At 70.4% G+C, this 16,938-nt stretch carries 21 protein-coding genes; 12 read left to right on the forward strand and 9 right to left on the reverse strand.

The annotated features are described in order from the left end of the window. The first annotated feature begins 144 nt into the window (after positions 1-144). Genes FXF51_RS34765 through FXF51_RS34775 form a run of 3 tightly spaced genes read left to right on the forward strand, consistent with a single transcriptional unit; the run spans position 145 to position 2,314 of the window. On the forward strand, positions 145-939 hold the full coding sequence (locus FXF51_RS34765; protein WP_148439043.1) for a hypothetical protein: 795 nt from the start codon (positions 145-147) through the stop codon (positions 937-939). Next, positions 936-2,003, forward strand: a complete 1,068-nt coding sequence (locus FXF51_RS34770) for a glycosyltransferase (protein ID WP_148438947.1) — start codon at positions 936-938, stop codon at positions 2,001-2,003. The genes FXF51_RS34765 and FXF51_RS34770 overlap by 4 nt, the downstream gene beginning before the upstream one ends. Before the next feature lie 29 nt (positions 2,004-2,032). After that, on the forward strand, positions 2,033-2,314 hold the full coding sequence (locus FXF51_RS34775) for a metal-sensitive transcriptional regulator (protein ID WP_080044376.1): 282 nt from the start codon (positions 2,033-2,035) through the stop codon (positions 2,312-2,314). Positions 2,315-2,436: 122 nt separating this feature from the next. Here FXF51_RS34775 and FXF51_RS61120 read toward each other — a convergent pair whose 3' ends face one another. Then, the gene (locus FXF51_RS61120) at positions 2,437-2,598 is read right to left on the reverse strand and encodes a hypothetical protein (protein WP_020540796.1); all 162 of its coding nucleotides are present in this window, start codon (positions 2,596-2,598) and stop codon (positions 2,437-2,439) included. Positions 2,599-2,812: 214 nt separating this feature from the next. Continuing rightward, positions 2,813-4,129 (reverse strand): hypothetical protein, encoded by a 1,317-nt coding sequence (locus FXF51_RS61125; protein ID WP_222871593.1) that lies wholly within the window; start codon positions 4,127-4,129, stop codon positions 2,813-2,815. Between the two features lie 53 nt (positions 4,130-4,182). On the opposite strand from FXF51_RS61125, the gene FXF51_RS34785 reads away from it, so the two are divergent. Next, positions 4,183-5,085: a DUF1349 domain-containing protein gene (locus FXF51_RS34785; protein ID WP_148438948.1), complete on the forward strand. Its 903-nt coding sequence runs from the start codon at positions 4,183-4,185 to the stop codon at positions 5,083-5,085. On the opposite strand, the gene FXF51_RS34790 is transcribed toward FXF51_RS34785, so the two are convergent. Further along, positions 5,057-5,578 carry a gamma carbonic anhydrase family protein gene (locus tag FXF51_RS34790; protein ID WP_411268402.1) on the reverse strand — a complete coding sequence of 174 codons (522 nt, stop codon included), beginning with the start codon at positions 5,576-5,578 and terminating at the stop codon, positions 5,057-5,059. The genes FXF51_RS34785 and FXF51_RS34790 overlap by 29 nt on opposite strands. A 150-nt stretch (positions 5,579-5,728) precedes the next feature. On the opposite strand from FXF51_RS34790, the gene FXF51_RS34795 reads away from it, so the two are divergent. Next, on the forward strand, positions 5,729-6,799 hold the full coding sequence (locus tag FXF51_RS34795) for a hypothetical protein (protein WP_148438950.1): 1,071 nt from the start codon (positions 5,729-5,731) through the stop codon (positions 6,797-6,799). A gap of 228 nt (positions 6,800-7,027) precedes the next feature. Here the strand turns inward: FXF51_RS34795 and FXF51_RS34800 are convergent, their stop codons facing one another. The 4 genes from FXF51_RS34800 to FXF51_RS34815 form a co-directional block, all read right to left on the reverse strand. After that, positions 7,028-7,270 (reverse strand): hypothetical protein, encoded by a 243-nt coding sequence (locus FXF51_RS34800; protein ID WP_148438951.1) that lies wholly within the window; start codon positions 7,268-7,270, stop codon positions 7,028-7,030. A gap of 123 nt (positions 7,271-7,393) precedes the next feature. After that, the gene (locus FXF51_RS34805) at positions 7,394-8,146 is read right to left on the reverse strand and encodes a GntR family transcriptional regulator (protein ID WP_148438952.1); all 753 of its coding nucleotides are present in this window, start codon (positions 8,144-8,146) and stop codon (positions 7,394-7,396) included. Between the two features lie 141 nt (positions 8,147-8,287). Then, a complete protein-coding gene (locus tag FXF51_RS34810; RefSeq protein ID WP_148438953.1) occupies positions 8,288-8,842 on the reverse strand; it encodes a VanZ family protein in 555 nt (184 codons plus the stop codon). 56 nt (positions 8,843-8,898) lie between these two features. Beyond that, the gene (locus FXF51_RS34815; RefSeq protein WP_148438954.1) at positions 8,899-9,603 is read right to left on the reverse strand and encodes a dienelactone hydrolase family protein; all 705 of its coding nucleotides are present in this window, start codon (positions 9,601-9,603) and stop codon (positions 8,899-8,901) included. A 142-nt stretch (positions 9,604-9,745) separates the two neighbouring features. On the opposite strand from FXF51_RS34815, the gene FXF51_RS34820 reads away from it, so the two are divergent. The 7 genes from FXF51_RS34820 to kynU all read left to right on the forward strand — a co-directional run bounded on the left by FXF51_RS34820 (position 9,746) and on the right by kynU (position 15,508). Beyond that, positions 9,746-11,155 (forward strand): aldehyde dehydrogenase family protein, encoded by a 1,410-nt coding sequence (locus tag FXF51_RS34820; RefSeq protein WP_222871594.1) that lies wholly within the window; start codon positions 9,746-9,748, stop codon positions 11,153-11,155. Then, positions 11,148-11,945 (forward strand): 2-keto-4-pentenoate hydratase, encoded by a 798-nt coding sequence (locus FXF51_RS34825; RefSeq protein ID WP_148438956.1) that lies wholly within the window; start codon positions 11,148-11,150, stop codon positions 11,943-11,945. Before FXF51_RS34820 ends, FXF51_RS34825 begins: the two co-directional genes overlap by 8 nt. Next, entirely contained in the window at positions 11,942-12,379 is a 438-nt protein-coding gene (locus tag FXF51_RS34830; RefSeq protein WP_262380039.1) for a RidA family protein, read from the forward strand. The genes FXF51_RS34825 and FXF51_RS34830 overlap by 4 nt, the downstream gene beginning before the upstream one ends. Continuing rightward, positions 12,376-12,891, forward strand: coding sequence for a 3-hydroxyanthranilate 3,4-dioxygenase (locus tag FXF51_RS34835; RefSeq protein WP_148438957.1), 516 nt, complete (start codon positions 12,376-12,378; stop codon positions 12,889-12,891). The genes FXF51_RS34830 and FXF51_RS34835 overlap by 4 nt, the downstream gene beginning before the upstream one ends. A gap of 151 nt (positions 12,892-13,042) precedes the next feature. Beyond that, positions 13,043-13,174, forward strand: coding sequence for a hypothetical protein (locus tag FXF51_RS62935; RefSeq protein WP_262380040.1), 132 nt, complete (start codon positions 13,043-13,045; stop codon positions 13,172-13,174). Between the two features lie 13 nt (positions 13,175-13,187). Beyond that, positions 13,188-14,303, forward strand: a complete 1,116-nt coding sequence (locus tag FXF51_RS34845; RefSeq protein WP_148438958.1) for an ABC transporter substrate-binding protein — start codon at positions 13,188-13,190, stop codon at positions 14,301-14,303. Continuing rightward, a complete protein-coding gene (gene kynU, locus FXF51_RS34850; RefSeq protein WP_148438959.1) occupies positions 14,300-15,508 on the forward strand; it encodes a kynureninase in 1,209 nt (402 codons plus the stop codon). Before FXF51_RS34845 ends, kynU begins: the two co-directional genes overlap by 4 nt. Here kynU and FXF51_RS34855 read toward each other — a convergent pair. Both FXF51_RS34855 and FXF51_RS34860 read right to left on the reverse strand, forming a co-directional pair. After that, positions 15,501-15,875: an MmcQ/YjbR family DNA-binding protein gene (locus FXF51_RS34855; protein ID WP_148438960.1), complete on the reverse strand. Its 375-nt coding sequence runs from the start codon at positions 15,873-15,875 to the stop codon at positions 15,501-15,503. The genes kynU and FXF51_RS34855 overlap by 8 nt on opposite strands. A 10-nt stretch (positions 15,876-15,885) precedes the next feature. Further along, the gene (locus FXF51_RS34860) at positions 15,886-16,929 is read right to left on the reverse strand and encodes a DUF2293 domain-containing protein (RefSeq protein ID WP_148438961.1); all 1,044 of its coding nucleotides are present in this window, start codon (positions 16,927-16,929) and stop codon (positions 15,886-15,888) included. Positions 16,930-16,938: the final 9 nt, after the last annotated feature.

A 16,938-nucleotide genomic window follows, 5' to 3' on the forward strand; every position in this document is an offset into this window, starting at 1 on the left:
GAGATGTCGGACTCCTCCACACCCGGTGTGGAGGAGTTTCGCCTGTCAATCGGTGTGACCGGAAGAAATCTGGCATCCACATAACGGGAAAATCACGGTAACCTCAACGTCGCATGGCCTTATTCGACGGGGAGGGGGCTCGTGATGGGCGTCGTCGTCACGGACGCCGAAGTCACCCTGGCCGACGTGCTCTCCCTGCGACTCGCCATCGACGAACCACTGGAAGACGGCACCGAACTCGTTCTCCGGCATCGCACCACGGGGGTGGAACGCGACGTGCTGCTCGGCAGCCCAGGCGCGCGTGCGCGTGAGGCCACGCTGGCCGTCTCGCTCGCGCCGCTGGAGCTCAGCACCGGCCGGTGGGACGCGTACCTGCGGCGTGACGGCAAGCGCAGCCGGCTGCGCAGCGTCGATCCCGGGTTCTCACTCGACCATCTCGACGCGTATGCATTGTGCAGGCGCACGCTCGCCTACCGCTCGTACCGGACGCGCAACGGCTTCCTCGCGCTGAAGATCTCCGACGCCGAGCCGGTGGCAGAGGTGCGCTCCATCTGGTTCAGGGAGGGCCGCTTCGAGGTGATGGGCCTGCTGGCCTTCACCGGCCTGGAGGACGACGACTCCCGCCACGAGGCCGTGATGACGCTGGAGCGCAGGCAGACGGGCGCCCACCTGAAGAGCACGGCCACGGTGCAGGGCGTGCGCTTCCACGCGGCGGTGTCGCTCGTGGACGTGCTCGCCGCCGACCCCGACGGCTCCGGCACCTGGGAGCCCGCGCTGCACGTGGACGGCGTGCCCGCCACGCTGCGGCTCGGCGCGCGGCTCGACGACGTGGACGGCAAGCGCCGACGGCTGCACTACCCGTCGGCCCGCGTGGACGGCGTCCTGATCAAACCCTGCTACACCGCCGACGACGAGCTGCGGATCGAGGTCGGCGGATGAAGGTCAGCCTGGTGCTCGCCTCCGCGTACGCCATGCGGGGCGACGTGCGCGCCACGCTCAACCTGGCGACCGCGCTCGCCGAGCGGCACGACGTCGAGGTGATCAGCGTCAGGCGGCAGAAGGAGAAGCCGTTCTTCCCCGTCGGCCCCAAGGTCAGCATGCGCAGCGTGGTGGACGTGCGTCCGGGCGTCAGGCATCTGCTGCCGCGCGGCCAGGTGCGCACCGAGGTGGCGCTGTGGCGGGTGCTGCGCAACCTCAGGTCCGACGTGCTGATCACGACCAGGCCGGGGCTCGGCGTGCAGGCAGCCAGGCACGCACCGCGCGACACGATCAAGATCGCCCGTGAGTGGAGCAGGCCGGCCGTGCCGGGGCCCGTCAAACGCTTCTACCCGCGCCTGAGCGCCGTCGTGACGGCCACGGAGTCGGCCCAGGAGGAGTGGAGCAGGCTCCTGGGCGACGCGGCCGTCGTGCACAGCGTGCTGGACGCGCTGCCAGGCGGCCCGTGGCCGCGCTCGCGGATGGACAACAGGATCGTGGCCGCCGGCGGCCGATGGGTGCCGGTGAAGGCGTACGACCGGCTGATCAGGTCGTTCGCGATCGTGGCGGACAAGCGGCCCGACTGGCGGCTGAGGCTCTACGGCGGCGGCCCCGAGGAGCGGCGGCTGCGCTCGCTGGTGCGCGAGCTCGACCTGCACAACCACGTCTACTTCATGGGCACCACGCCCGATCTGGCGGGAGAGTTCGCCAAGGCCTCGATCGTGGCCACCACCTCGCACAGCGAGGACCTGGGCATGGCCGTGCTGGAGGCCATGGGGTGCGGGGTGCCGGTGGTGGCCTTCGACGGGGCCAAGGGGCCCAGGGAGTTCGTGGCGACCGGCTACAACGGGGTGCTGGTGCCGGAGGCCGAGGGTGACCTGCAGTTCTTCGCGGCGGCGCTGCTGGCGCTGATCGACGACGAGCGCAGGCGGCGCTCGCTGGCGGCCGGCGCGCTCGACACGGCGGTGCGGCACTCGGCCGACGAGGTGGTCGAGCAGTGGGAGAAGCTCATCGCCGATCTCCGCTAGCGCATACTCCTTACGGGTACCGTAGAAGCATGCATGGGTACAGCGGAGACAAGCAGGCATATCTGACGCGCCTGCGGCGAATCGAGGGCCAGATCCGGGGTCTGCAGCGCATGGTCGACGACGATGCCTACTGCATCGACGTGCTCACCCAGGTCTCCGCCGCCACACGGGCCCTTCAGGCGGTCGCGCTGGGGCTGCTGGAGGAGCACATCTCGCACTGCGTGGCCGACGCGATCAACACGGGTGGCCCCGAGGCCGAGGCGAAGGTGAAGGAGGCGTCGGCGGCGATCGCCCGCCTGGTGCGCTCCTAGAAGGGTCTAGCCCTCTTACCTGAGGGCCTCATCCGTAAGTCGGATGATCCAGCCGTGGATTGACTAGTTATGTGAAACCCCGGGAACTAGGTCCCCGGGGTCTTGGTAATCGAGTTGGTTCTTCAGCGACTCGCCGAAGTCCGCAATCCGAGCGCGTCGTCGAGTTCGTCCAAGGTCAGCCGCCGCTCACTGACTGCCACGGCGGTGAGCACCTCGGCGTAGAGCGCAATCTCGTCCAACGCGACACGGTCATGGACCCGAGAGTCCAGGTCGTCGTGCCCCACCGCGTCGTCCTTCCTTCCGCAGCCCACACCCTCTACGAGGTTACGGCGGAGGCCCTTCCGGCGACATGGCCCATCGGAGTCATTCCTTTCAGCGCCTCGGGGGCCCCGTCAGGATCATTTCCCGAATCCGAGATCACAATTCAGCGAAATTGCTGTTATCTCAGGCGTTAGAACGATATAGGAGGAGTAAGGGGGAAATAGCGGCATTAGTGGTTTAGATGTGGTCTGTGTGGTGGTCGTCCCGTTCATGGACGATCCGGCGTACGAGTGCCGACTGTCCCGCCAGCCCGCGCTCCGGGAGCTTCGCCCCCGTGAGCCTGCCCCACGCCAGCCCCATGGCGTACGCGGCGCCCAGCACCGCGGCCGCGCTGCCCCTGTCGGGCGGCGCCACCTCCGACGCGGGAGCCGCCTCGCCCGTACGGACGGGGAAGCCGTCCGGCTGCGTCGTCTCGGCCGCGGACGTGCCCGTGAGGCCGGCCTCACGCAACTCCTCGTACGCCATCCGCAGCCGGTGGTCCAGCCGCCCCGGCAGCGTCCCCCTGGAGTCGGACAGGTCGGCCAGGAACGTGGCCGCCGCCCGGCGCGGCTCCGGCGCGAACGACAGGGCGTCCACGAGGTCGTAGACGGTGTGGGCGAAGTGCGCCTCGGGGTCGTTCTCGACGAGCAGGGCCCGGCACAGCCGCGCGGGGCAGCGCTCCAGCCACTCGCCGCGCATCACCGCGTCATCGTCGTACGGGTCGCCGAACCCGGGCCGGCGCAGCAGCGGCTCCACCATCGTGAGCAGCGCCAGCGCCCGCGGCCTGAACCGGGTGTCGAGCAGCAGGATCTGGGCCGTGTCCGCCATCACGGCGGCCAGCCTGAGCGCGGCGCGGTGGCGCCCGGCCCGCATCCGCTCGGCGACCAGCGTGACGAGGTCCACCAGGGGCGGCGCGGGCAGCCAGCGCACCCACTCGTCGCCGGGCAGCGAGCGGCGCAGGTACTCGCCGAAGACGGTGATCAGCCGCTCGTTGCCGTCGAAGGCGGGCGCGTACGCGCACCACATGGTCGTGCCCCAGACAGCCGCGACCGTGCTCGGCACGTCTGTGGCGAAGATCTCATCGAAGGCGGACAGCGGATAGTCCAGCTCCGACTTGCGTCCGGAGGCCCGCACCAGCACCCTGAGCTGCTCGGTGAGGCGTCCGGGCACGTCGGGGCCGACGAACGACTGGGTGGAGCCCGGCTCGGCGTGGAAGTCGTGGCCGGGCGGCACCACGGCGTCCGGCAGCACCGCCGCGGCGTGCGTCACCCGGCGCACCCGCGTGCCGCGCGGCGGCGGAGCCGGATGCCAGCGGCCGTCGGCGGGGTCGAGCAGGTGCCAGCGCGCGTGCGCGCCGAACAGCCACCGGTCGCCGTCTGGGGTCACAAGAATTCTGGCCGCCAGGACGTGCGCGCGGTCGGGCACGGAAAGACCCTGCCAGCGCGGGTCCGCGACCATCGCGCGGACCTCCGCCTCTGCGGCGGTGAACGCATCCCAGGGTGGCACGGCGGTCATCGTACTGGGCGTACTCGGATCATCCATCGGCATTTCACGGCAGAATGTCCGACATGAGGGCGAAGGTAGCAGGGACGTTGGCGGTCGTGAGCGTGCTCTCCGGTTGCGGGACGACGACCGCGGCGCAGCCCACACCCACCGGGCCGGGCATTCTCACGGCACAGAACGCCACCCCGCCCGCACCCGGCGGGGAGGTGGGCGAGGCCTCCACCGAGTTCGACGACGCCGCCGACCTGAAGATGTGGACCAAGCTCAGCGAGACCGAGAAGGACATCGACCGGCTGGCCAAGTACGACGTCAACAAGACGGTGAACGGCGCGATGTACCTGGAGCCCAACGTCTCGGCCTGGTTCGACGGCTTCCGCGGGCCCTTCGTGTACCAGGACCTCGCCGGCGACATCGTCATGCACGCCCGGGTCAAGGTCGAGGGCAAGAGCGGCGGCCAGCCCAAGCGCAAGTTCTCCCTCGGCGGTCTCATGGCCCGCCAGCCCGGCTCGTACGTCAAGCCGAACTGGGTGTCGGTCACCATCGGCACCGCGGAGAAGAGCGGCCAGGTGGAGGCCAAGTACACCCAGGACGGCAGCTCCAAGCCCAAGGAGGTCGCCGTCAAGAGCGGCTGGGTGGAGCTCGTGCTGGCCAGGGTGGGCCGCGTCTTCGTCGCGATCTACAAGGAGGACAAGGGCAAGTGGAAGGTGGCCCAGCGCTGGCCGTCCAACCTGCCCGACGTGCTCCAGTGGGGCGTGACGGCCTACACCGACTGGGACAGCTACAGCACGCTCAAGAAGGACGCGGCCAAGGGCAACGCCAAGCAGGTCAAGGGCACTCCCGACCTCAAGCTCACGGTCGACTACGTCCGCTTCCTGAGGCCGGAGCTGCCCGACTACGCCGACCCGCTCAACCCGGCCTCGGTGTCGGACGACGTACTGATCAAAGCGATGACGCCTGCCGGTGCCTGAGCGCCTTGGCCATGTAGTTGTCCGGCGTGCGGGCGAAGGAGTCGCGGTCGTCGTCGGTGAGCTCACGCACGATCTTGCCGGGCACCCCCGCGACCAGGACGCCCGCCGGGATTTTCTTGCCGGGGCCCACGAGGGCTCCGGCCGCCACCAGGGTGCCCGCGCCGACGCGGGCGCCACCCAGCACGATCGCGCCGATGCCGATCAGCGCGCCGGCCTCCACGTGGGCGCCGTGGACCATGGCCTTGTGGCCCAGACTGACACGGTCCTCCAGGATCGCGGGCTCGCCCGGGTCGGAGTGCAGGCACGACAGGTCCTGGACGTTGCACTCCGCGCCGATCTCGATCCGCTCGTCGTCCCCGCGGAGCACGGAGCCGTACCAGATGCTGGACGCGCGACCCACCCGGACGCGGCCCACCACGACCGCACCAGGGGCTATGTACGCTTCAGGATGTATGTCCGGGACTGCTCCGTTGTCCAACGCTGCTATGTACATTCGAGACATCGTAATTCCAGCTCGGGGTATGGCGTTCGGGTTGCGGACGTGGGCAGATGGCAGGAAAGTCGTTTCCTGACGTCCCGTCGCCGAACCCTCACAACCCGCTAGTTTTCCCCCGCCTCACGACGAAAACCCCAGGTAATCGCCATGATGAACCAGCACGAGAGCATTCCCGATCTGATGCAAGAGGACACGTTCGAGGTCGTGATGCGCGGCTACAACCGCCGCCAGGTTCACGACTACATCATCCGCACCCGTAACCAGATCAGAGATCTGGAAGAGCGGCTGGCACGGGCCATCGAGCAGGCGGAGCAGGGCCGCATCGAGCTGGCCGAGGCCAGGCGCCGCATGGTCGAGACGCCGCAGAGCTACGAGGACCTGAGCCCCAGGCTGGCGCAGATCCTCCGGCTCGGAGAGGAGGAGGCGGCCGCCAAACGCGAGGACGCGGAGGCCGAGGCCGCCAGCGTCCGCGACGCCGCCAAGTCGGAGGCCGAGCGGCTCGTGACCACCTCCCGTGAGACCGCCGACAAGATCCTCACCTCGGCGCAGGCCGAGGCCGAGCGGCGGGTGAGCGAGGCCACCCAGGCCGCCGAGCGCATGCTGGCCCAGGCGGGCAGCGACGCGGAGGAGCAGCTCACCTCCGCCCGCAGCGAGGCCGAGGAGACGGTGCGGGAGGCCAGGGCCGAGGCTGAGCGCACGCTCACGATGGCCAGGGCAGAGTCCGAGCAGGCGATGCAGTCGGCCAACGCCCAGGCCGAGCAGATGGTGTCGCAGGCGCACGCCGAGGCCGAGAACATGCTGGCCACCGCGCACCAGCGGGCCACGGCACTGGACGAGCAGGCCGGGCGCCGGGTCGAGTACCTCGGCAACACGCACACGGAGGTGGTGCGGCGGCTGACCGAGATCAGCTCGGTGCTGGGCGACCTCATGCGCGCCGAGTCGAACGCCGGGCCGCTGGTGCCCGAGGCCATCGCCCCGCCCGCCCCCTCAGCTCCTTCCGCTCCGCCTGCGCCGGCCGACGCGCCCGCTCAGCCGGAGCCGCCCGCTGAGGCCGCCCAGGCTGAGCAGGCCGAGGTGCCGGCGCAGGAGGACGCCGAGGACCCCGAGCGGACGGTCCGGGTCATCGTCAAGGACGAGAACGCCGACCAGCAGCGGGAGGGTGTCATCTCCGACGACACGGACGTGAACATCGGCCGGTTGTCGGACTCGCGCAAGTAGCCCGGACGCGAGAGGCCGAGGTCACCGCCACCGAGGTGACCTCGGCCATCGCTCCGGGAGGCCGTCGGGATTGGGGGAGCGGAAGCCCCCGCCCCCGATCGGGTCGGAGACTTCCGCGTTCGTGGCCCCTCCGTAAACCTTGGGGGCCCGGTACCGGGGCCGCCGAGACGCTGGACCCGGCACCGGGCTGCTCGTGGACGCGGGCCGGGGAACGCTCCACGGCCTGCGTCAAGGTGGTGCGGGGCCGGTTCGCCACGTGTGCTGCTCGCCGGCCCGCCTTTCCTGGTCCCGGAGCCGGTCGCGCAGGCCGTCCGGGTCGTCCGCGTCGATGGTCATCGCACATCCGGCATCGCGCTGCGCCGCGCTCAGCGGATGGTGTCTCGTGGCCCACCAGCGGCCCGCGTCGCTCCGCCAGATGGTCCACTGGGGGTACTCCCGGGCGATCTCGGCGAGATGCCGATCAAAGGACATCGCTGTCCACCTTTCCCGGGCCCCCAGGCGAGGTTCCATCTCCTTAGAAGATGCGGTACCTCTCTAGAGAATTCAATGATCGTAATGGACAGGTCAACCTATCGCTTGACAGATCGGCTTGATTCACGCGTCGAAGTCGTACTGGAGTACGTAAGCCGCGGAGTCCAGCACCATCTCGTTGAGCTCGACCGGTAGCCCGCCCGACGTGTACGCCGTGCGCGCGATCACGATGACGGGCGTCCCGGCGGGCAGGTCGAGCAGGCTGCTCTCGCGCGGGGTGGGCATGCGGGCCCTGACCTCCTCGGTGAAGTGGGCGGGGGGCAGGCCCAGGTCGCTGAGCCTGGCGTAGACGCCGCCTGGTCCGGTGTCGGCGAGGGTGATCGCGCTGCCCTCGACCAGGCGGGCGGGGAAGGAGGAGGTGGCCAGTTGCACGGGTCTGGCGTCGACGGAGTAGCGGCGCCTGCGTACCCAGATCTCGCCGCTCTCCAGCACGGCGGCCACATCCTCGGTGGCTCGCTCCAACGCCACCTCTAAGGCGTCGACGGTGAAAGGGCGGCCACGCGTGTCGGCGTCCCAGATGGCGCGTCCCTGACCCCACTGCTCTCGTGACAGGCGGCGTGAGCCGTGCCTGCGGATCGGTTTGAACAGCCGCACGTAAACCCCCGAACCTCGTCTGGGCACCGCCAGCCCTTCGTTGATCAGTACGGCAAGCGCCTGCCTGGCGGTGGCTCGTGCGATTGCGTATTCGGCCATAAGCGCGTTCTCGCCCGGTAGTCGGTCCCCGTCGCGCAGCTCGCCGGACAGAATCCGGGCGCGGAGACCGTCGGCGATGCGTCGATAGATAGGGGGCTCGTGGGGTACCGGGGATTCAGACAACTTTGATCACCCTCTGTCACCAACCGCGTAGTGGCGTCTCCAGAGAACTTGCCCCGCCTTGTCCACGATCGCACAGAAGCGGGCCTTGGTCGCGGGCTGATTTTGAGAGGATCGTGCCCGAGTGGTGAATTCCGCGATGTTTTAGCGGTCCGTAACCATGGAACGGTCCCCGCCGGTATGTGCCCGGGCCCACCAGCGGCGAGTAACCAATGCGAAGATCACGGCGCCCGTCGCATTGAGGATGACGTCGTCCACGGAGGACAGACGCCCCAGACGGCACACGTACTGGAGTGTCTCGACCAGGACCGAAAATGCCGCGGCGACCGCCGCAACGCGGCCGGGCGAGGACATCGCGGCGCTGCGCACCGGCAGCAGCGCGCCGAGCGCGGCGAACACCAGCAGGTTGCCTCCGACCTGCACCGACACCGCTTCCCACGGCGCCGCGGCCAGGTCCGCCAGGTCGGTGAACGGTATGAGGTTCACCCCTGACGGGCCGTCCGACGGTGTCAGGATCATCCAGATCCACGGCGCCGTCCCGACCACGATGCCGACGTCGGCGAGGGAGGCGCGCAGGGGCGCGGGATGGCCGGCGCGTGAGCGGTGACGGGAGAGAAGCACGATTGCCAGCCAGGCCAGGGGGAGCGCAAAGGTACCAGCAATAATGACGTTTCCCCACAATTCCCACGTCCGCGCCATTCGCTCATGATGGCGGTTGATCTAGGGATACCGGAAGCTGTCGAATTGGACAGGTCTCACCGGGAGGGCAGATGCCGGTCCAGGAACGTGGTCGCCACCTCCCACGCGCGCGCCGCCGGCTCCGGCTGGTGGAACATCGGCGACTCACTGTTGTGGAAGGCGTGCCCCGCCTCCTCCTCGACGTGCATGACGACGTTTGCCCGGCCCTCGGCGGCCTTCTCCACGGCGGCCACGCTCTCGCGCGGGATGTACGGGTCGCTGCCCCCGAACACCAGCAGCAGCGGCGCCTGGATGCGCTCCATCAGCCCGATGGCGTCGGGCACGGCGGAGCCGTAGAAGGACAGCACCGCGGCCAGGTCGAGCTGGGTGGCCAGCATGTAGCCGACCGAGCCGCCCAAGCAGAAGCCGACCGCGCCGACCCCGCCGCGCACCTCGGGCAGCGAGCCGAGATGGGAGACGGTCAGCGCGCAGTCGGCCACGCCCTGCGCGAGGTCGAAGCCCTGGGCCAGCTCCAGCGCGGCCTGGGTGCCCTCGGGGGTGTGCTCGCCCACCCAGTGCGGCCGCAGGCGCCAGAACAGGTCGGGCGCGGCCACCACGTAGCCTCGCGAGGCCAAGTCGGCGGCGACCTTCTCGATGTACGGGCCCACGCCGTAGATCTCCTGCACCAGGAGGATGCCGGGGCCGGAGCCCGAGTCGGGCAGCCAGACGCGGACGTCGAAGGAGCCGTCGTGGGCGGTGATCTGATCTGTACGGGTCTGCATGTCCACCAGCATCGCTCATAGCGCGCGCCGCGATAGGGCGAGACGATGCGATCGACAGGTTCCGTGTCCCCGGAACTCCCTGTTGTCCACGAGCGGCTCCGCGATCTATACCGGGAGGCGAGGGAGAGATGAGGAGACCGTTGTGCTGACCCATTTCATCGGTGGCCAGCCGGTGGCCGCGGGCAAGGCGTTCCCCGTCCATGACCCGGCCACCGGCGCGGTGATCAGGCAGGTCCACGAGGCCGACCCGGAGGTGGTCGACCGGGCGGTGCGGGCTGCCAGGGAGGCGGCCCGCGACTGGGCGGCGATGCCTGTCGGCGAGCGCGCCGGGTGGATGCGGCGGCTGGCCGAGGGCATCGAGGCGCGTTTCGACGACCTGGTGGCGGCGGAGATCGCCGACACGGGCAAGCCGCTCGACCAGACCCGCACCCTCGACATCCCGCGCGGCATCGCCAACTTCCGCGCCTTCGCCGAGATCGCCGCCCAGCGCCCCGAGGACGCCTTCCACCTGTCGGGCATCCTGAGCTACACCATCCGCAAGCCGCTCGGCGTGGTCGCGGTGGTCGTCCCGTGGAACCTGCCGTTCCTGCTGATGACCTGGAAACTGGCGCCGGCCCTGGTCTCGGGCAACACGGTGGTGGTCAAGCCGTCGGAGCAGACGCCGGGCTCGGCGGCCGTCTTCGCGGAGATCTGCCAGGAGACCGGCCTGCCGCCCGGCGTGGTCAACATCATCTTCGGGTACGGCTCCGCCGGCCAGCTCCTCGTCGAGCACCCCGGGGTGGACGCCGTGACGTTCACGGGCTCCACCGGCACCGGCACGGCGATCATGAAGTCGGTGGCCGACCGGGTCAAGCCGATCTCGTTCGAGCTGGGCGGCAAGAACGCGGGCCTGGTCTTCGAGGACTGCGACCTCGACAAGGCGGTCGAGGGCACGGTGCGGTCGGTCTTCACCAACGGCGGTCAGGTCTGCCTGTGCACCGAGCGCATGTACGTGCACCGCTCGATCTTCGAGGACTTCTGCGTCCGGCTGGCCGTCCGCGCCCAGGAGGTGGAGCCCCAGCCGATGATCTCGGCGGAGCACCGCGAGAAGGTGCTCTCCTATTACGCCTTGGCCCGCTCGGAGGGAGCCAAGGTGCTCGCAGGAGGCAGTGTCCCCGTGTTCGGCGATCATCGCGATTCCGGTTATTTCGTGGAGCCGACGGTGGTGACAGGCTTGTCTGAATGGTCGAGGTTCAACAGAGAAGAGATCTTCGGTCCCGTGTGCCACGTCGCCCCCTTCGACAGCGAGGCCGAGGCCGTCGACCTGGCCAACGGCAGCGAGTACGGCCTGGCCGCCACGCTGTGGACCACGAACCTCGACCGCGCCCACCGCGTGGCCCAGCGCCTGGAGGCCGGGCTCGTCTGGGTCAACACCTGGTACCTGCGCGACCTGCGCACCCCGTTCGGCGGCGTGAAGCTGTCGGGCATCGGCCGGGAGGGCGGCACCAGGTCACTCGACTTCTACTCAGAACCCACCACGATCACCATCAAACTGGAGCAACCCGATGCATGACGAATGGTCCCAGGCAGTGGACGCGCACGCCCAGGCGGCCGAGCGGCTGGCGGAGGCGGCGCGCACGGGCCTGCCCTGCGCTCCGATCAGGGACCTGGTGGGCACGGCGGCCGACGCGTACGCCGTGCAGGAGCTGGGCACGAAGCAGGCGCTCGGCGCGGGGCGGCGGCTCGTCGGCAGGAAGATCGGCCTGACGAACACCACGCTGCAGCAGCAGCTCGGCATCGACCAGCCCGACTTCGGCATGCTCTTCGCGGACATCTGCTACGTCGACGGCCAGCCCATCCCGCCGGACCGGTTCCTGCAGCCCAGGGCCGAGGCCGAGGTCGCGCTGGTGATCGGCGCGGACCTGAAGGGCGGCCCGTTCACGGTGGCCGACGTGATCAGGGCGGTGGACTTCGCGCTGCCGGCCATCGAGATCGCCGACTCGCGGATCGCCGGCTGGGACATCAGGCTGGTCGACACGATCGCCGACAACGCCTCCTCTGGCGCGTTCGTGCTCGGCTGCACGCCCGTCCCGCTGCTCGGGCTCGACCTGCGGGCGGCGCGGATGACGATGACGCGGGGCGACCAGGAGGTGTCGGCCGGCTCCGGCGCGGACGTACTCGGGCACCCGCTCAACGCCGCCGTCTGGCTGGCCACCCGCCTGGGACGCACCGACTACCCGCTGCGGGCCGGCGACGTGGTGCTGACCGGCTCGCTCGGGCCGGTGGTGCCGGTGGAGCCGGGAGACGTGTTCGAGGCGCGGATCGAGGGCCTCGGCCCGGTGCGGGCGGTGTTCGGCAAGTGAGCCCGCAAGTACGGCCGAAGGCCATGCGCGTGCCCGGCAAGGCCACCCCGCGAGGCAGGTTCCCTCACGTCAAGCGGGCCGGTGACTTCCTGTACGTCTCGGGCACGAGCTGCCGGCGCCCCGACGACACGTTCGTCGGCGTCGAGGTGGACAAGCACGGCGCGACCAGCCTGGACATCCGCGCCCAGACCAGGGCGGTCATCGAGAACATCGGCGACATTCTCAAGGCCGCGGGCGGCTCGCTCGCCGACCTGGTGCAGATCACCACGTACCTGGTGAACATGAACGACTTCAAGGGCTACAACGAGGTCTACGCCGAGTTCTTCGACGAGGAGGGGCCCACCAGGACCACGGTCGCGGTGCACCAGCTCCCGCATCCGCACCTCCTCATCGAGATGCAAGCCGTCGCCTACCATCCTCAGGAGCTGTCATGATCCCGCCCATCGACTTCACCAAGTGGATCGACGAGCACGCCCACCTGCTCAAGCCGCCCGTCGGCAACAAGGTGGTCTTCGAAGGGGCGAACGACTTCATCGTGATGGTGGTCGGCGGGCCCAACTCCAGGACCGACTTCCACGTGGACCCGTACGAGGAGCTGTTCTACCAGGTGCGCGGCAACATGCACGTCAACGTCGTCACCGGGAACGGCCCCGAGACGGTGCACATCCGCGAGGGTCAGATGTGGCTGCTGCCGCCGCGCGTGCCGCACTCGCCGCAGCGGCCTGAGGCCGGGTCGATGGGGCTGGTGGTCGAGCGGATCCGGCCGGAGGGCGAGCTGGAGAAGTTCCAGTGGTACTGCATGGAGTGCGGCGCGCTGGTCCACGAGGTCGAGCTGCAGGTGCGCGACATCGTCAAGGACCTGCCGCCGGTGTTCGAGGCCTTCTACGGCGACGAGAAGGCCCGTACCTGTGGCGGATGCGGCGCGCTGCACCCTGGCAAGGGCTAGATGGTGATCGGCGTCCACCCGCACCACGCGCCCGAGGGCCGGCCCGGGCGGGGCCGGTCCAAGGCGCACCTCGGCAGGTTCAGCGTCGACTCTGCCGCCTTCGACGAGCGCGCCGCGGCTGCTCGCCGACACTCTCGGGGAGGAACATGTGATGCTCGGCAGCGACTTTCCCTACCCGCTGGGCGAGTCACCCTCGGGTGACCTGATCCGGCGAGCCGGCTTCCTGTCCGGTACGGCCCGCGCGAAGCTGCTCGCAGCCGGCGCCGAGGCGTTCCCGGGCTGAAGGGAGCTCCCCCATGCGCGCACCCGTGCTGGGGCTGCCCGTGGTTGGACTGGCGGTGCTGATGGCCGCCGGCTGCGGCGGCACCGTCCCGCCGCCCGACGAGGACACGCTCCCGGTCAAGCTCGGCGCGATCATCTCACAGACCGGCGTGTACGCCATGCTCGGCGACGACATGGAGACCGCCATGCGGCTCTACCTCGACGACCACGGCGGCCGCCTGGGCGGCAGGGCGGCCGAGTTGCTGGTGGCCGACGACGCGGGCAACTCGGAGCAGGGCAGGAAGGAGGCCAGGCGGCTCATCGACGACGCCGGCGTCGACCTGCTCACCGGCCTGATCGCCTCGCCCGTCGCCGTGTCCGTGGTGGACGAGGCCGCGGGCCGGACGCCGGTGGTGGTCGCCAACGCCGGCTCCGACGAGCTGGACGGCCCGAACGTCTTCCGCGTCTCCTACCGCAACCACGACCACGGCCGCGCCGCCGGCCGCTACGCCGCCGAGCGGTACGGGCGGCGCGGCGTGGTGCTCATGGGCTCCGACTACTCGGCCGGCGTCGAGACGCTCGACGGCTTCGCCGAGGGGTACGGGGCCGAGCCGCTCAAGCGCATCCTGACCCCTTACGGCCGGGTCACGGACCTCAAGCCGTACTTCGAGCAGATCCCGCCCGAGGCCCGGCTGCTGTTCGCGTTCTACGCCGGCGGCGAGGCGGTCGCGTTCGCCAGGTCGTACAAGCAGCTCGGCTACGACACCAGGATCGAGCTGCTGGCCTGCATGAACCTCACCGACGAGGACGTGCTGCGGGCGGTCGGCCCCGACGCGGAGGGCATCACGAGCGTCGGCATGTACTCGCCCGCGCTGGACAACCCGGACAACGCCGCGTTCGTCGCCAGGTGGCGGACCAGGACGGGCCGCAACCCGTCGGCCGTGGCCCTGCAGAGCTGGGACGCCATGCGCCTCATCGACGCGGCCCTGGCCAGGGGCGGCGACCTGACGCGCGCGCTGGGCGAGGTGGGCGAGCTGGCGGGCCCGCGCGGCAGCTTCCGTCTGGACGAGACGCACAACCCGGTGCAGAACTGGTACGCCCGTCAGTACGAGAATGGTGTGAACAGGGTGATAGCCACCATCCCTCCATGACGGGAGTGACCTTGGATCGCGACCAGTGCCTCGCGCTCGACGCAGCGGACCCGCTGCGGCCGTTCAAGAACGAGTTCGTGCTGCCGGAAGGGGTGATCTACCTCGTCGGCAACTCGCTCGGCGCGCTGCCCCGGCGCACGGCCGAGCGGGTGCGCAGGACGGTCGAGGACGAGTGGGGCGCGCAGCTCGTCGGCGGCTGGAACCACGCGGGCTGGTACGACCAGCCGCTCGCCCTGGGCGACCGGATCGCCCCGCTGATCGGCGCGGGCCCCGGCCAGGTCGTCGTGGGCAACAGCACCTCGATCGCGGTCTACCAGTCCGTGGCGGCGGCGCTGCGGCTGCGCCGGGAACGGCGCGTGATCGTCTCCGACACGCGCAACTTCCCCACCGACCACTACATGGTGCAGGGGCTGGCCGCACTGCTGGGCGACTACGAGCTGCGCGACATCGGCGAGCGGCGCTTCGACGACGCCGCCGTGGTGCTGCTGTCGGAGGTGGACTACCGCACCGGCGCCCGCCAGGACGTGCCCGCCGTCACCGCCGAGGCGCACGCCGCCGGCGCGCTCATCGTGTGGGACCTGTGCCACAGTGTGGGCGCCATGGAGGTGGACGTCTCCGGCGCGGACTTCGCCGTGGGCTGCACCTACAAGTACCTCAACGCCGGCCCGGGCGCGCCCGCCTTCCTCTACGTCAACCCGCGCCACCAGGCCGCCGCCGAGAACGTGCTGCCCGGCTGGCACGGCCACGCCGAGCCGTTCGCGTTCGAGACCGGCTACAGGCCCGCCGAGGGGGTGCGGCGGTTCGCGGTGAGCACCCCGCACGTGTTGTCGTTCGCGGCGCTGGACGCGGCGCTCGACGTGTGGGAGCGGGTGCCGATGGCGCAGGTCAGGGCCAAGAGCATGGCACTGGGCGAGCTGTTCGTGCAGCTCGTCGGCGACCGGCTCGAACTGGCCTCGCCCGCCGACCCGGCCGCGCGGGGCAGCCAGGTGTCGCTGCGCCACCCGGACGGCTACCCGGTGATGCGGGCGCTGATCGACCGGGGCGTGCACGGCGACTTCCGCGCGCCCGACGTGCTCAGGTTCGGCTTCGCGCCGCTCTACATCGGCTACGCGGACGTGTACGACGCCGCCACCACGCTGCTGGAGGTGCTCGACAAGGAGCTGTGGCGCGACGACAGGTACGCGACCAGGCTGGCCGTCACCTGAGGTCGAGCTCCTTGATCGCCCGCTTGGGCGCGATGGCCCGGTAGCTCTCCTCCACCCAGTCGAGCAGCACCTCGGTCTCCGGGAGGCGGGACAGGAACGGCACGGTCACCCAGCCCGCCTTGCCCAGCCCGTAACCGCTGGGCGCCGCGCCCTCGACGGTCAGCGCGTGGCCGTGCGCCTCCGACAGCAGCTTCACGCCGAACGTCGGATCCCACTTCTCCGTCCGCTCGTCCAGGCCGAGGAAGAGGAAGACCTTCTTGTTGACCTTGATGACGGTCTCGCCCCAGGGATGATCCTCGTGGGTCTCGGGCAGCCCGAGGGCGAACGCGCGCAACTCTTGCCTGACGTCGTGCCAGTCGTCGCTCATGCTCCCGACCCTAACCCGGCCGGCGGAACTCTTCGAGCCTGCGTTCGATAGCGGCCCTGATGCGGTCGCGGGCCTCCATCCGGGGGACGCCCGCCATGAGCAGGCTGTCGTAGTCGGTGTCGAGATGGCGGATGGAGGCGATCACGGCGAGCGTGATGGCGTTCTCGTCGAGCGCCCTGGCCGCCGCCGACCTGCCCACCCGGCCGCTGCCGCGCTGGCCCGCGTGCTCGGCGATCTCTCGCGCCCGCGCCTGCGGGCAGCCAGGGAACAGCCGCGCGATCTCGGCGGCCATCGCCGACTGGTACTCGACGTCCTGCTCCGCCCTGCGCTCGCGGTCGCGCTCGCGGCGGCGCAGCCGCACCTCCTCGTCGGCCAGGCAGCGCTCCTCGGCCGCGGCCAGCGCCGCCTCCTCCACCAGCAGGCCCATCCGCTGGTAGACCTTGCGCCGCCGGTTGTACCGGACGACCACCGCCGACAGGCCGCTCTCCTGCTTGGCCCGGCGGCTGAGCGCCGCGTTGCCCGACGGCAGGAACACCAGATGGTCCATGTCCGCGCAGGTCAGACAGTGCGGCCGGTCCTCCTCCACGATCAGGTAGGGGCCGGTGTCGCCGCAGGACGCGCACGTCCACGCCTCCAGCGGGCTCACCGCCACCAGGTCGGGCGCCTTGCTCTGCGCCTCGGTCAGCCTGCGCACCCTGGCCTCGCTCAGGTCGGGCGAGAGCCAGTGCACCCGGAACGGCTCCTGCTCGGGCCCGGCGGTGAAGCGCAGCTCGCGGCGGTCGCGGGTGCCGGCCACGTACGGGGTGTCCACCGGCCGCAGCCCCTTGGCCCGCGCCCAGTCACGCAACAGGCCGGCCGCGGTGAGCAGGCGGTCCTCGTCCACGGCGGCCAGCTCCGCCAGCGTGGCCGCCCTGCCCTGCCGCCAGGTGTCCACGTGCCTGGAATGCAGCCAGCGCAGGCCCGTCACCACGTCGATGAACGTCACGTACTTGCGGGTGGTCAGCGCGATCTCGGCCGCCTCCGCGACCCGCCTCGCCAGATTCGGCTTGCTCACCGTCCAAGT

This window comes from Nonomuraea sp. PA05 (assembly GCF_008086045.1).
In the GTDB taxonomy this organism is placed as follows: domain Bacteria; phylum Actinomycetota; class Actinomycetes; order Streptosporangiales; family Streptosporangiaceae; genus Nonomuraea; species Nonomuraea monospora.